Raw genomic sequence first — 13,309 nt, forward strand, 5'->3', positions numbered from 1 at the left:
CCTTCCCCGGCGCGGATCCTGCGTCTGGGCAACGCCCCGCGGCCACGCTTCCCGCTTGCCGTCCCGTCCGGGGCCACGAAAAAAGCGCCGCCCGGCGGCAACCGGGGCGGCGCTTGCGTCGCGGCGCCCCGGGATGGACCCGGGGCGGCGCGGTTGGGTGCGATTAGCGGATGAACAGCATCTCCTGGTAGCTCGGCAGGGACCACAGGTCGTCGGCCACCACGGATTCCAGGGCGTCGGCCACGGCGCGCACTTCGCCCATGGCCGGCAGCACGGTGCAGCACATGTGCTTGGCCTCGGCCAGGGAGCCGTCGGCGCTGTGCTCGAGGATCTTCTCGAGGTCGGCCACCTTGACCTGCAGGTCGCGCAGCTTGGCGGTGACGCACTCCAGGGTGGTCATCTTGAAGTCGTGGCCGATGGCCTTGAGGTCGGCGCAGGTCTTGGCCAGCTCGCCCTGGTACCGCATGGCGGCCGGGAAGATGATGGTCTTGGCCATGCGCACGACCAGGGCGGCCTCGGTCTGGATGGTCTTGATGTACTGCTCGAGGTAGATCTCCTCGCGGGACTTGAGCTCGGCCTCGCTGAAGACGCCGTAGGTGGTGAAGAGCTTGACCACCTCGGGGCTGGTCAGTACCGGCAGGGCGTCGGGCGTGGTCTTGAGGTTGGGCAGGCCGCGCTTTTCGGCCTCGACGTGCCATTCCTCGGAGTAGCCGTCGCCGTTGAAGACCACGGCGTCGTGCGCCTTGATGATCTCCTGGATCACGGCCTGGACGGCGGCGTTGAGCTTGCCGGCGTCGCCGGAGGTGGCGGCCTCGAGCTTGGTGGCGATGTAGTCCAGGGACTCGGCCATCATGGTGTTGAGCGCCACCTGGGAACCGGCGATGGACTGGCAGGAGCCCACGGCGCGGAACTCGAAGCGGTTGCCGGTGAAGGCGAAGGGGCTGGTGCGGTTGCGGTCGCCCGGATCCATGGGCAGCGGCGGCAGGGTGTCGACACCGATGTTCATGATGCCCTTCTGCTTGGAGCCTTCGATCTTGCCCTTCTTGATCTGCTCGAAGACGTCGGTGAGCTGCTCGCCGAGGTACACGGACATGATGGCCGGCGGGGCCTCGTTGGCGCCCAGGCGGTGGTCGTTGGAGGGCGTGGCCACGGTGGCGCGCATGAGCGCCCCGAACTTGTGCACGGCGCGGATGGCGGCGGCGCAGAAGACCAGGAACTGGGCGTTCTCGTGGGGGGTGTCGCCCGGATCGTAGAGGCTGCCCAGCTCGGCGTTGCCGATGGAGTAGTTGAGGTGCTTGCCCGAGCCGTTGATGCCGGCGAAGGGCTTCTCGTGCAGCAGGCAGATCAGGCCGTAGCGCTTGGCCACGGCGCGAAGCACGGTCATGACCATCTGGTTGTGGTCGGTGGCCAGGTTGCCGGCCTCGAAGATCGGGGCGATCTCGAACTGGCTGGGGGCCACTTCGTTGTGGCGGGTCTTGACCGGGACGCCGAGCTTGTAGAGCTCGCGCTCGACTTCCATCATGAAGGCCAGGACGCGGCGGGGAATGACGCCGAAGTACTGGTCCTCGAACTCCTGGCCCTTGGCGGACTTGGCGCCGAACAGGGTGCGGCCGGCGATGAGCAGGTCGGGGCGGGAGAACACGAAGTTGCGGTCGATGAGGAAATATTCCTGCTCGGGGCCGGCGAAGGACACGACCGGGAGCTTGGTGTGCACGCCGAAGAGCTTGAGGATGCGCTGGGCCTGCTTGTTGAGCGCCTGGTTGGAGCGCAGAAGCGGCGTTTTCTTGTCCAGGGCCTCGCCGGTCCAGGACACGAAGGCCGTGGGGATGCACAGGAACGTGCCGTTGGGGTTCTCCAGAATGTAGGCCGGGCTGGTCACGTCCCAGGCGGTGTAGCCGCGGGCTTCGAAGGTGGTGCGCAGGCCGCCCGAGGGGAAGGACGAGGCGTCGGGCTCGCCCTGGATCAGCATCTTGCCGGAGAACTCGGCCACGGCCCCGCCCTTGCCGTCGGGCACCAGGAAGGCGTCGTGCTTTTCGGCGGTCAGGCCCGTCAGGGGGTAGAACACGTGGGTGAAGTGGGTGGCCCCGCGTTCGATGGCCCAGTCCTTCATGGCGTTGGCCACGGTGTCGGCGATGGACGGATCGAGCTTCTGGCCGAGCTCCATGGTCTTTTTCAGCGACTTGTAGACGTCCTTGGGCAGGCGCTCGCGCATGACCTTGTCGTTGAAGACATTGCAGCCGAAGACCTCGGTGGGTTTGGTCTCGCTGAAGTTCAGGGGGGCATGCGCCGGCTTGTAATTGATGATGGCCGAGATCGCGTCCAGCCGAGCCTTGATTCCGCTCATAGGGTCCTCTTGCATTGTGTTGAACAGGTTACACGTCGAGGGGCCTGTGCCCCGCCTCGCGCCGCGGGCCTCCGCCGGTTCTTGGCCGGGGAGCGCCGCATATGGCGATCCGGCGACGCGGGTCCCCACGCCGTCCGCTTCGGACCCTGACGCATGTCCTTGCACGGTCGGCGGAAAAAAATTCCCCATCTCTCATGCCGTGCGGCCGAACTCTCTCCACGGCCACCGGCGAAGTCTCAATAATGTAAAATCCACGACACGTCCATAGCCAATGCGCCCCCCGAGCCCTCCCGGGCGGCCGGACACGGGGGAAAGCCCAGAAACCGGCCCGTCGCGGTGGCGTCACCCGGCCGTCATCCGGACCGGGCCGCCGACCGTCTCCCCCTGTTGCGAAAGGCGTGCGCGGGAATCGACATTTTGGGAGGCCACGCCCCTTCCTGAAAAATGGCCGGGGGAGCGGGAGACATGACAATTCGGAAATATAATGCGCCAGGCAAAGCGAAAGGACGCCGTCAGGCGTCCAGCATCTTCCGGATGGCGGTCAGTTCGTCATGGATCCGCCGCAGCAGCGGCCGCTCGTCTCCGGCTCCGGCCAGGCGGCGGCGCGCGCCGTCGATGGTGAGCTTCTCTTCGTAGAGCAGGGCCTTGATGCGGGCGATGCGCTCGAGGTGTTCGTCGGTGTAGAGGCGCTGCCCTTTTTTCGTGCGCACGGGAGCGAGCTGGGGAAATTCCGTCTCCCAGAAACGCAGCACCGAGGGTTTGAGCCCCATGAGACTGGCGACTTCGCCGATCTTGTAGGTCCTTTGCAGCATCCCCTGGGTTCATGCGCCAAGCCCCGGCCCCGGTCAAGTCCTGGTGCGGCCGAAACCTTCGCCTCCACGCCTTTACAAACCCCTCGGAGGCGTCTACCTGAATACGAGTCGGAAACCTTTTCCGGCCCGGCCCCGCCGCCGCGACGCAAGATGCGGCGCGGGAACCGACAACCGCATGAAACGCCGGTCCCCGCCAAGGGATCAGACGTGCTCCGCAGGAGGACGATCATGGCGAAACTCACGACCAAGGACGGCACGAAGCTGTATTACAATGACTGGGGCGCGGGACGCCCCGTGGTCTTCAGCCACGGCTGGCCGCTTTCGGCCGAGGCCTTCGAGGACCAGATGTTCTTCCTGGCCTCCAAGGGATACCGCGTCATCGCCCACGACCGCCGGGGACACGGCCGCTCCAGCCAGCCCTGGCACGGCAACGACCTGGACGCCTACGCCGACGACCTGGCCGAACTGACCAAGGCCCTGGACCTGAAAGACGCCGTGCACGTGGGCCATTCCACGGGAGGCGGCGAGGTGGTGCGCTACATCGGCCGGCACGGCTCGGCGCGCGTGGGCGGGGTCGTGCTCATCGGCGCGATTCCGCCGCTCATGCTCAAGACCCCGGCCAACCCGGGCGGGCTGCCCATGGAGGTCTTCGACGGCATCCGGGAAGGGGTCAGGAAGGACCGCTCCCAGTTCTTCAAGGACCTGACCCTGCCCTTCTACGGCTACAACCGCCCCGGGGCCAAGACGTCCGAGGGGGTGCGCGAGGCCTTCTGGCGGCAGGGCATGCTGGCCGGCTTTCCGGCCGCCTACTTCTGCATCAAGGCCTTCTCGGAAACGGACCTGACCGAGGACCTGAAAAAGATCGACGTGCCGACGCTGTTCCTGCACGGCGACGACGACCAGATCGTGCCCATCGACGCCTCGGCCCGGGCCGCCGTCAAGCTGGTGAAAAACGCCGTGCTCAAGGAATACCCCGGCGGCGCCCACGGCATCTGCACCACGGAAAAAGACAAGGTCAACGCGGACCTGCTCGCCTTCCTCAAAGGCTAGCCGGGCCCGCCGACTTGCGGCCGAGCGTCATGTCCTCGAAAGAAGCGTAGGCTTTTTCTGGGGACAAAATACTTATGGATTTGTATTTTCTTAAAAAATACTGACGTATTTTATAGGGAACGCAACACCAGGCCCCGGCGCGCCCGCGTCGGGGCCTTTCGGCGCGCCCCTGGCGGCACGGCGGCAGGGGAATGCCCGCGCCGTTTCCGACACGGCCGAAACCGCCGGCCAGGCCCGGGACCGGGGAATAGCCCTGGACAGCCGGTCCGCAGGCCAATATTATTGAATTTTTGTCCGGAAGGGACGCTTTCGCCCTTCGCGGACGCTTCCGGCGACATCCAACCCCGGTCTGGCCATGCTGCTCTCCCTGTACCTCATCCTGCCCGTCTTCCTCGTCATCGCCCTGGGCGTGGCCCTGGACGTCGGCGGCGTGCTGCCCCGGCAAACGGGCTCGATCATCGGCAACTACGTCCTCTACGCCGCCCTGCCCATCCTCATGATCCACCTCCTGGCCGGGGCCTCGCCGGAAGCCATCGGCCACGGCCGGTTCTGGGTCGCCCTCCTGGCCAGCCAGATCGTCATCTACAGCATCGGCTACTGCGGGGAATTCTTCCTGGGCCGGCGCGGCCACGGCCCGGCCGCGGCCATCGCCCTGTCGGGCAGCTGCTGCAACGCCGCCTTCATGGGCCTGCCCGTGGTCATGAGCCTCATGCCCGGCAACGAGGAGGCCCTGGTCGTAGCCGGACTGGCCGTCATCAGCCCCAACGTGGTCAGCATCCCCTGCCAGGTGCAGCTCGAATACATGCGGCCTTCCGCCAAATGCTCCAAGGGGGCCTTTCCGCGCCTGGCCAGGGCCGTCTTGCTCAATCCCCTCATGTGCGGCACCTTCGTGGGCCTGGCCCTGGGCTGCACGGGCCTCGGGCTGTGGGGACCGCTGGACCGGGCGGCGGCCATGGTGGGCGGGACCACCGCGCCGTGCATGCTCCTGGCCCTGGGCCTCGATCTGCGGGAAAAGATTCGCGTCGCCTTTTCCGGCGACCGCCCCATGCGCCTCACGCGCCTCGCCGGAGCCGCCTTCCTCAAGCTGGTGGTCAACCCCGCGCTGGCCTGGGCGCTGCTGGATCTTTTCGGCGTGACCGGCACGTGGCTGGCCGTCGGGGTCATCGTCTCGGGCACGGCCACGGCCCTGGTCAGCTACGTCATCGCCGAGATCTACGGCCAGGTCCCCGAGGAAGTGGCCATGATCGCCGTGACGACCAACGTGCTCAACCTCGCCAGCCTGACCGTGCTGGCCGGCCTGCTGCGGACGCATGGCCTGTTGTGACCGCCGGCCGGCGCGCCGGCGCAAGCGAAACGGCCCCGGCCCGGCATCGCGTCCGGACCGGGGCCGTTCCCCAAAAGCCTCGCCAATGTCGCGTCCTCGAAAAAGCGCCTGCCTTTCAAGAGGACTACATGTCAACGGAACGGCTTCCCTTGAAAAATGCGGCCGCATCTTCCAAGGGGGGCTCGCGTGCTAGGACTGGTTCTGCTCGATCCAGGCGTCGAGCTCGTGGACGCGCTGTTCCTTGCGCTCCTTGAACTTCTCCTTGAACTCGGCCTTAAGCGCCTCGCGCTTGGCCCGCTGTTCCGGGGTCAGCACGGCGTCCACGGCGGCCTTGACCTTGCCGCGCGCCACGGCCAGCTCCACGCCGGCGTCGGCCATGGCCTTGGCCGCCCCGCGCACGGCGGCCTCGTCGCCGGGGGTCTTGTCCATGACCTCGCGCAGCTTGGCGAAGGCCGTTTTCATCGCCTCGCGCAGGGGCTTGGTCTGCTCCCGGCCGTTTTTGAGGATGCGCGCCACCTCGTGCTTCTGCACGGGCGTCAGGTCCAGGCTTTCGAGCATGCGCACGAGGCCCCGGTTATGGCCCGCCTGGGCGGCGTCCTCCGCTCCCTTGGCCAAGGCCGCGCCCGAAAGGGCCAGCATCATGCACAGCGCCGCGACGGCGGTCAGACGGAGTTTCATCGGTCTTCCTCACTGGTTGGGGTTGGTTTCGGCGGCCGCGTCATTGCGGTCCGCCCGGGCCGCGCCGCCGCCATGCCGCGACGGTCGGTCCTGGGCATGGTACGCACGACCAGCCCCCTCCCCCCGCCAGGGGAGTCCGCGTCCAAGCGCCCCCGGCGAGGCGGGCGCGGGGGATTTCGCCGCCGGCCGCGTACCAGCAGACAAGGGCGGCGCGCGGCACGGGCCGCGCGGGACGCCCGCCCGGACCCATTGACCCCGCGCCCAGGCGGCGCGAAAAGACCTGATGAGGAACATGCCGATGCAGTTTTTTTCCGTACATCCCGAAAGCGCTCCCCGGGCGCGAAAGCGCCTGGGCACGGCGGCCATCCTGGCGGCGGCGCTTTTGCTTGGCTACGCCGTCCAGGCGAAGGCCCAGCAGCCGGCCGGGGAGGGTGCCCAGGCCATCAAGACGGCCTGCAAAAGCGACTACAAGACCCTGTGCCAGGGCGTGCAGCCGGGCGGCGGCCGCATCGTGGCCTGCCTCAAGCAGAACGCCGACAAGCTCTCGCCGGCCTGCCGCCAGGCCCTGGACGCGGCCAAGGCGGCCAGGCCGGCTCCGGCCGGCCAGTAGGCCAGCCCGACCGTCCCGGGACACAGGACGCAAGAGGCTTCCGCCCCGCCGGTCGGGACCGGCGGGGCGGCGAAGGGAACACGGCAATCGCCCATGGGGTCGCGCACCTTGGAAAGAACCTGGCCTTGCGCCGGATGGCGATTTTCCCTCTTCCGCCCGGCCGACGGGGGGGTGCGCAACGCGCCCGCCCCCCGGGACTACGCGGACGCGGCCGACGAGGCCCTGGCCGCCTGGTCGGGCGACGGCGACAGGCGCGCCTTCGACGCCCTGGTCGTGCGCCACGGGGCCTTCGCCTTGCGCGTGGCGACGCGGCTTTTGCAGGACGCCGCCGCCGCCGAGGACGTGGTGCAGGAAGCCATGGTGCGCGCCTGGGGCCAGGCCGGGAAATACGATCCCCGTCGCGGCCGCTTCACCACCTGGCTGTACCGGATCGTGGTGAACCTGTGCATCGACCAGCGGCGGCGTGGCCGCACCGAGCCGCTGCCCGAGGATTTCGACCCGGCCGACCCGGCCGCCGGCATCCAGGAGAGTCTGGAAGCCGACGAAGGCCGCCTGGCCCTGGCCCAAGCCCTGGCGGCGCTGCCGGTGCGGCAGCGGGCGGCCATGACCCTGGTGTACGACGAAGGCCTGTCCGGGGCCGAGGCGGGGCAAGCCCTCGGCGTGTCGGCCAAGGCCGTGGAGCGGCTGCTGGCGCGCGGCCGGGCGTTTTTACGGGAGCGGCTACGGCCGTAAGGCGCGCCAAGGAGGCGGACCCATGATGCCCTTGTCACGATTCGAGGAGCTTTTAGGCTGCTACGGCGCGGACCCGGCACGCTGGCCGGAGGATGTCCGGGGGGCGGCGCAGGCGCTTCTGGCGGCCTCGGCGGCGGCGCGCGCGGCGCTCGAGGCCGAACGCGGCCTGGACGCGGCCATCCGCGCCGCCGGTGCGGTCGAAGCCGAGGCGCTACGCCCGGCCGGCGGCCGCGAGGCGGCCCTGTCGCGGCTGCGCGCCGGCGTCGCCGCCCGCGTCGCCGCCGCGCCGCCCCAAACGACGCTTCCCCGGCGGCTGGTCGAACTGCTTTTGCTCTCCGCATCCGGCGGCTGGGCTCTGCCCTTCCGCACGCGACTGGCCGGCCTGGCCACGGCCGGCTGCTGCGCGGTCATGGCCGGGCTGCTGCTCGGCGCGCTGACCACGACGTCGCCCGCGCCGGACGCCCTGCTCACCCTGCTCGAACCCACGCCGCCGAGCCTGCTTGCGGAGTGACGAGGACGACACGATGCTCGAACGACCGGAAAACGGCGGCTGGCGGCGTTTCGCCCTGCCCTGCTCCATTCTCCTCAATCTCTTCCTCGTGGCCGTCATCGGCGGGCATCTCTATTCCCGGTACGCCGACCATCCTCGCGGCAAAACCATGGAAGCACGCCTGCTGGCCCGGGTCGAGGCCACCCTGGCGCCGCCGGAAGCCGCAGCCTTCAAGGCGGTCCTCTCGCGCGACGAGCCCAAATTCAAGGAAGCGCGCAAGCGGCTCGCCGCGGCGCGCACGCAGCTCTTGCGGGAGATCACCGCCGATCCGTACAGCAAGGAAGGCATGGCGACCGCGCTTCGCGACTGGAAGACGGCCTGGGACGGCTTCGCCGGCGCGTTCGCCGGCACCCTGGTCGAGGCCCTGGCCCAGGTCTCCCCCGAAGGCCGCGCCAAGCTCGTGGCCGAGCACTGGCAGCGCCGGTTCGGCATTCCGGCGCCGTAGGGCGCTCCCGCCTGGGCCGACCGGGGATCAATAATCGGCGAGTCGGCCGTCGCGGGTCGCCTTCCTTGACACATCCCATGCGCATATTTATGGCTGACGCAAGGAGATACGCAGATGCCTCTCTATCCGAAGCCGGAAAAGGGCCTCCCCTCCAGCCAAGGGAGGCGTTCGTGGTGCGTCAAGCGGGATGCCGCCACCGGCTGCTTCACGGCTGTCGAAGGCATCAAGGCAACGCCGCCCGGCATCGTCTCCAAGACCCGGCGTCTTCTCGCCCAGTCGCATGTGATCGCCGCCAGTGAGACGCATCTGAAGCTGCAAGCCGGCAACTATATCATCATCGAGGAAAATCCGGCCGGGATGGACGACATCCTCCGCATCAGCGAAATCATACACCGCGCCACGGAAGTGTTCGGCAGCCAGGAGACGGCGCGGAAATGGCTTTCCAAGCCCAAGGCGGTCTTTCAGGAAATGTCGCCTCTGCGCTATTCCCAGACCGAGGCAGGAGCCGCGTTCGTCCTGGACGTGCTGGGACGCATCGAGCACGGCGTGTTCAGTTGATGACCGGCTGGCATATCTTCAAAACCAGGTATGCCGCGACGCCTTGTCGGGAATAGGCGCGAAAGACTACGGCGGGCGTTGGAACGACAAGGGAATCGCCGTTGTCTACGCCGCCTCCTCCCTGTCCCTGGCCGCACTTGAAATCCTCGTGCACGTGGCGGACTACGCCCTCCTCGGCGGAATCGACTACAGCTGCATCCGGCTGGATTTCGCGCCCGGCCTCGTCGCCCGGGTGGATGCCGCCGCCTTGCCCGCCGACTGGCAAGACCTGGAACACCCGGCCTGCAAGCGCAGCGGCAGCGAATGGGCGCGAGGGGCCTTGCGCCCCGTGCTGGCCGTGCCGAGCGCCGTCATTGCGCTGGAGACGAATTACCTGCTCAACCCGCTCCATCCGGACTTCGCGCGCATCGCCGCCTCTGCGCCCCAGCCTTTTTCCTTCGACGCCAGGCTCGTCAAGCAAGCCCCGTAGCGCGACAGGCGCTCGCCAGCCGTTCGTCCCATGCAAATGCAGCGGGCTTGCGCGATGGTCTCGCGCAAGCCCGCCATTGGTCGTCGCCGCCAGAATGCAGCGAAGTCCGAAACGCCGCGTTGCCCCCGCCCGCCTACGGCCGGGTCACGGGGAGCCTGGCCAGCACGGCCTGGGCCAGGGACTCGTGGACCTTGTCCACGTCCTTGTCCTTGAGGGTCTTTTCCGGATGCCGGTAGGTGATGCGGAAGGTCAGCCGGCGCTCGACCGCGCCCTCGGGCGTGTAGGCGTCGATGAGGAGCACGTCCTCGAAGATGGGGGCCTTGGCCTCGCGGACGGCGGCAAGCACCGCGCCCACGGTCACGCCCTCGGGCGCGGCCAGGGTGATGTCGCGACGCACCGGCGGAAAGCCCGGCAGCGGCGTAAATCCCGGCTTCAGCCCGTCCACCAGGACGCGCAGGGCGTCGATGTCCAGTTCCGCCAGCCACAAGGGGCTTCTGGCGTGGAAGGCGTCGGCCGTCTCCGGCGCTACCTGGCCGATAAGCCCCAGGCGCTTGCCGCAACAGGTCACCACCACCTGCGGGGCCAGCCACGGCAGCTCGTCGGCCCGGGCGTACTCGGCCTCGGGCAGGTGGAAATGGCGCAGCAGGCCCTCGACCAGGCCCTTGACGTCGGCGTAGCCCGCGACCTCGTCCTTGGGCCAGGGCCAGCCCTCGGGATGGCGCGCCCCGTGGAGGACGACGCCGAGGCGGCCGGCCTCCCTGGCCGAGGATTCGGCCTCGGCGTCGGCGGTGAAGATCCGGGCCACTTCGAACAGGCGCAGGTTGGCGTTGCCCTGGGAAATGTTGTGGCGCACCGAGCCGAGCAGCCCCGGGGCCAGCATGGGCCGCATCACGTTCTGGTCCTCGGAGAGCGGATTGGCCACGGACACGCGGCAGGCGGCGTCCAGGCACAGAAGGTCCAGGTCGCCGTGGCCGACGAAGCTGTAGTTGACGGCCTCGCGCAGGCCCGCGCCCACGCACCAAGCGCGAAGGCGCGCCCAGAAGGCGAATTCCGTCTCCGGCGCGGCGTCGTCCAGGGACTTGGACACGCGCGGCAGCTTCGGCGCGATGCGGTCCAGGCCGTACACCCGCCCCACTTCCTCGATGAGGTCGGCCTCGCGCTCCAGGTCCAGCCGGAACGACGGCGGGGTCACGGCGACGGCCCCGGACGGGTCGGTTTCGGTCAGTTCGCAGCCGAGCGCCGTCAGGGTCTTGCGACAAAATTCCTCGGGCATGTCCTCGCCAAGGAGCAGGGAGGCCCGGGCCGGGCGGAAGCCGATGCCGCGCGGCACAAAGGGCTTGGGTTCGGCGCTGGCCTCACCGGGCAGAGCCGTGCCGCCGGCGGTTTCGAGCATGAGGGAAACGGCCCGGTGCATGGCGTAGACCGAGCCGACCTGATCCACGCCGCGCTCGAAGCGGTAGGAGGCTTCGCTCGGCAGCGACAGGCGGCGGGCGGTCTTGCGGATGGCCCCGGGGCGGAAGATGGCGCATTCGAGGAGCACGTCCGCGCTGTCCTGGCCCATCTCGCTGTTGGCCCCGCCCATGACGCCGGCCAGGGCCACCGGCTTCTCGGCGTCGCAGATGAGCAAATCGCGGGCGGTTAAAAGCCGCTCCTGGCCGTCCAGGGTGACGATCTTCTCGCCTTCGGCCGCGTTTCGCACCTTGACGACGCTGCCGGCGAGCTTGGCCCGGTCGAAGGCGTGCAGGGGCTGACCGAGTTCGAAGAGCACGTAGTTGGTGGCGTCGACGATGTTGGAAATGGGGCGCTGGCCGATGGCCAGAAGCCGCCAGCGGATGCGGTCCGGCGAGGGGCCGACTTTGACGCCCTGTAGCAGTTTGGCCCGGTAGACCGGGCACTGCTCCGGGTCCTCGATGGCGATGGCCACTTGCGTGGCGGCGTCGGGGCCGGATTCGGCGTAGGCCACCTCGGGCAGGGTCAGCGGCAGGTCGAAGACCATGGCCGTTTCCCGGGCGATGCCGAGGACGCTCAGGCAGTCGGCCCGGTTGGGCGTGATGGAGACGTCAAGCACGCAGGTGTCGAGGCAAAGCGCCTCGGGCAGGGCCTGCCCCACGACGCAGGTCTCGGGCAGGACCATGATGCCGGCGCTTTTGCCCTCGGCCAGGCCGAGTTCGGACTCCGAGCAGATCATGCCCTCGGAGACCTGGCCGCGAATCTTGCTTTTCTTGATGGTGAGTCCACCCGGGAGCGTCACGCCGACCGTGGCCACGGGCACGAGCTGACCGGCGGCGACATTGGCCGCGCCGCATACGATGGGCAGGGCGGCCGGACCGCCGACGTCCACCGTGCAGCAGGACAGGTGATCGGAGTCGGGATGGGCCTCCCGGGTGACCACCCTGCCGACGACCACGGCCATGATCGCCTCGAAGGGATTTTTGATCTCCTCGATTTCGAGGCCGAGCATGGTGAGCCGGGCGGCCAGCGCCTCGGGCGTGCCGTCGTAGGGCGTGAATTCGCGAAGCCAGGCGAGACTGAGCAGCATGATGACGTGCCTCCGGCGACCGGGGAGGGAACCCCTTTTTGCAAAAAGGGGTTCCCTCCCCGGACCCCTCCCTCCCGAAAAACTCCCCAAGGGGCAGCGCGGAAGGGGCCCGACGTTGCGGGCGGGTCTGGGGACGGAGCCCCTTGATTAAAACTGGCTTAAGAACCGAACGTCGTTTTCGAAAAACATGCGCAGGTCGCCGATGCCGTACTTGAGCATGGTCACGCGCTCGACGCCCATGCCGAAGGCGAAGCCCGTGTAGCGTTCGGTATCGTAGCCCACGGCGTCGAAGACGTTGGGGTCGACCATGCCGCAGCCAAGGATCTCCACGAACCCGGTGCCCTTACACACGCGGCAGGTGCCGGCCGCGGTCGAACCCTTGCCGCCGCACAGGACGCAGGAGATGTCCACTTCGGCGCTCGGTTCGGTGAACGGAAAAAAGCTCGGCCGGAAACGCACGTTCGTGGCCGGACCGAAAATGCGCCGCACGAACGCCGTGAGCGTGCCGCGCAGGTCGGCCATGGACACGCCCTCGTCCACGAGCAGTCCTTCGATCTGGTGGAACATGGGCGTGTGCGTGAGGTCCGAGTCGCGGCGGTAGACCTTGCCCGGGGCGACCACCGCCACCGGCGGCTTCTGCGCCAGCATGGTGCGGATCTGCAGGGGCGAAGTATGGGTGCGCAACACCACGTTGTCCGTGATGTAGAGCGTATCCTGCATGTCCCGGGCCGGATGCTCGGGGGGCATGTTGAGGGCCTCGAAATTGTAGTAATCGGTCTCGATCTCCGGGCCGGTGACGATGGCGAATCCCAGTTCGCCGAAAGCCTTGCAGATCTCGGCCGTGACCAGGGTCACGGGATGCAGGCTTCCGCCGAACGGGGCCAAGCCCGGAACGGTCGGATCGAACCCGGCCAGGGCGGCGTCGCTGGCCGCGCGCGAAAGCGCCGCGAACCTGGCGTCGTAGAGCCCGGTCAAGGACTGCTTGACCGTGTTGGCGGCCCGGCCGGCGTCGCGCCGGCCGTCGGCGTCGAGCCCAGGCAACTGTCCCATGAGCCCGGCGAGGCGCCCCTTGCGGCCGAGGAATTCGACCCGGATGGCCTCGAGGTCCTCAAGCGTCAAGGCCTGGTCGAGGCGCGCGGCGCACGCCCCGACCAGGCCCTCAAGCTCGGCAACGAGCTCTGGTCCGTTTCCCACTTAA

Annotated in this window: 13 protein-coding genes; 8 read left to right on the plus strand and 5 right to left on the minus strand. The window is 68.5% G+C overall.

Annotated elements, in window-relative coordinates:
- Window positions 1-163: 163 nt before the first annotated feature.
- Entirely contained in the window at window positions 164-2,344 is a 2,181-nt protein-coding gene (locus Q1K70_RS00315; protein ID WP_300154141.1) for a glutamine synthetase III, read from the minus strand.
- Window positions 2,345-2,856: 512 nt separating this feature from the next.
- Window positions 2,857-3,156: a MerR family transcriptional regulator gene (locus Q1K70_RS00320; protein WP_300154143.1), complete on the minus strand. Its 300-nt coding sequence runs from the start codon at window positions 3,154-3,156 to the stop codon at window positions 2,857-2,859.
- Between the two features lie 228 nt (window positions 3,157-3,384).
- On the opposite strand from Q1K70_RS00320, the gene Q1K70_RS00325 reads away from it, so the two are divergent.
- Both Q1K70_RS00325 and Q1K70_RS00330 read left to right on the plus strand, forming a co-directional pair.
- Window positions 3,385-4,206, plus strand: a complete 822-nt coding sequence (locus Q1K70_RS00325; RefSeq protein WP_300154146.1) for an alpha/beta hydrolase — start codon at window positions 3,385-3,387, stop codon at window positions 4,204-4,206.
- Between the two features lie 355 nt (window positions 4,207-4,561).
- Window positions 4,562-5,530: an AEC family transporter gene (locus Q1K70_RS00330; protein ID WP_300154149.1), complete on the plus strand. Its 969-nt coding sequence runs from the start codon at window positions 4,562-4,564 to the stop codon at window positions 5,528-5,530.
- 189 nt (window positions 5,531-5,719) lie between these two features.
- Here Q1K70_RS00330 and Q1K70_RS00335 read toward each other — a convergent pair whose 3' ends face one another.
- Complete coding sequence (locus Q1K70_RS00335) at window positions 5,720-6,208, minus strand: Spy/CpxP family protein refolding chaperone (RefSeq protein ID WP_300154151.1); 489 nt, start codon at window positions 6,206-6,208, stop codon at window positions 5,720-5,722.
- 298 nt (window positions 6,209-6,506) lie between these two features.
- Between Q1K70_RS00335 and Q1K70_RS00340 the strand changes: the two genes are divergently transcribed.
- The 6 genes from Q1K70_RS00340 to Q1K70_RS00365 all read left to right on the plus strand — a co-directional run bounded on the left by Q1K70_RS00340 (window position 6,507) and on the right by Q1K70_RS00365 (window position 9,572).
- A complete protein-coding gene (locus Q1K70_RS00340) occupies window positions 6,507-6,818 on the plus strand; it encodes a cysteine rich repeat-containing protein (protein WP_300154154.1) in 312 nt (103 codons plus the stop codon).
- 171 nt (window positions 6,819-6,989) lie between these two features.
- Window positions 6,990-7,550, plus strand: coding sequence for a sigma-70 family RNA polymerase sigma factor (locus Q1K70_RS00345; RefSeq protein WP_300154156.1), 561 nt, complete (start codon window positions 6,990-6,992; stop codon window positions 7,548-7,550).
- Between the two features lie 22 nt (window positions 7,551-7,572).
- Window positions 7,573-8,061 (plus strand): hypothetical protein, encoded by a 489-nt coding sequence (locus tag Q1K70_RS00350; RefSeq protein WP_300154159.1) that lies wholly within the window; start codon window positions 7,573-7,575, stop codon window positions 8,059-8,061.
- Between the two features lie 13 nt (window positions 8,062-8,074).
- Entirely contained in the window at window positions 8,075-8,545 is a 471-nt protein-coding gene (locus Q1K70_RS00355) for a periplasmic heavy metal sensor (RefSeq protein ID WP_300154162.1), read from the plus strand.
- Between the two features lie 114 nt (window positions 8,546-8,659).
- Window positions 8,660-9,103: an MbcA/ParS/Xre antitoxin family protein gene (locus Q1K70_RS00360; protein ID WP_300154165.1), complete on the plus strand. Its 444-nt coding sequence runs from the start codon at window positions 8,660-8,662 to the stop codon at window positions 9,101-9,103.
- 43 nt (window positions 9,104-9,146) lie between these two features.
- The gene (locus Q1K70_RS00365) at window positions 9,147-9,572 is read left to right on the plus strand and encodes an RES family NAD+ phosphorylase (protein WP_300154168.1); all 426 of its coding nucleotides are present in this window, start codon (window positions 9,147-9,149) and stop codon (window positions 9,570-9,572) included.
- Window positions 9,573-9,705: 133 nt separating this feature from the next.
- On the opposite strand, the gene pheT is transcribed toward Q1K70_RS00365, so the two are convergent.
- Window positions 9,706-12,111, minus strand: a complete 2,406-nt coding sequence (gene pheT / locus Q1K70_RS00370; RefSeq protein WP_300154173.1) for a phenylalanine--tRNA ligase subunit beta — start codon at window positions 12,109-12,111, stop codon at window positions 9,706-9,708.
- Window positions 12,112-12,258: 147 nt separating this feature from the next.
- Window positions 12,259-13,305 (minus strand): phenylalanine--tRNA ligase subunit alpha, encoded by a 1,047-nt coding sequence (pheS, locus tag Q1K70_RS00375; protein WP_300154179.1) that lies wholly within the window; start codon window positions 13,303-13,305, stop codon window positions 12,259-12,261.
- Window positions 13,306-13,309 lie beyond the last annotated feature (4 nt).

Source organism: Solidesulfovibrio sp., from assembly GCF_029978005.1.
GTDB lineage: Bacteria > Desulfobacterota > Desulfovibrionia > Desulfovibrionales > Desulfovibrionaceae > Solidesulfovibrio.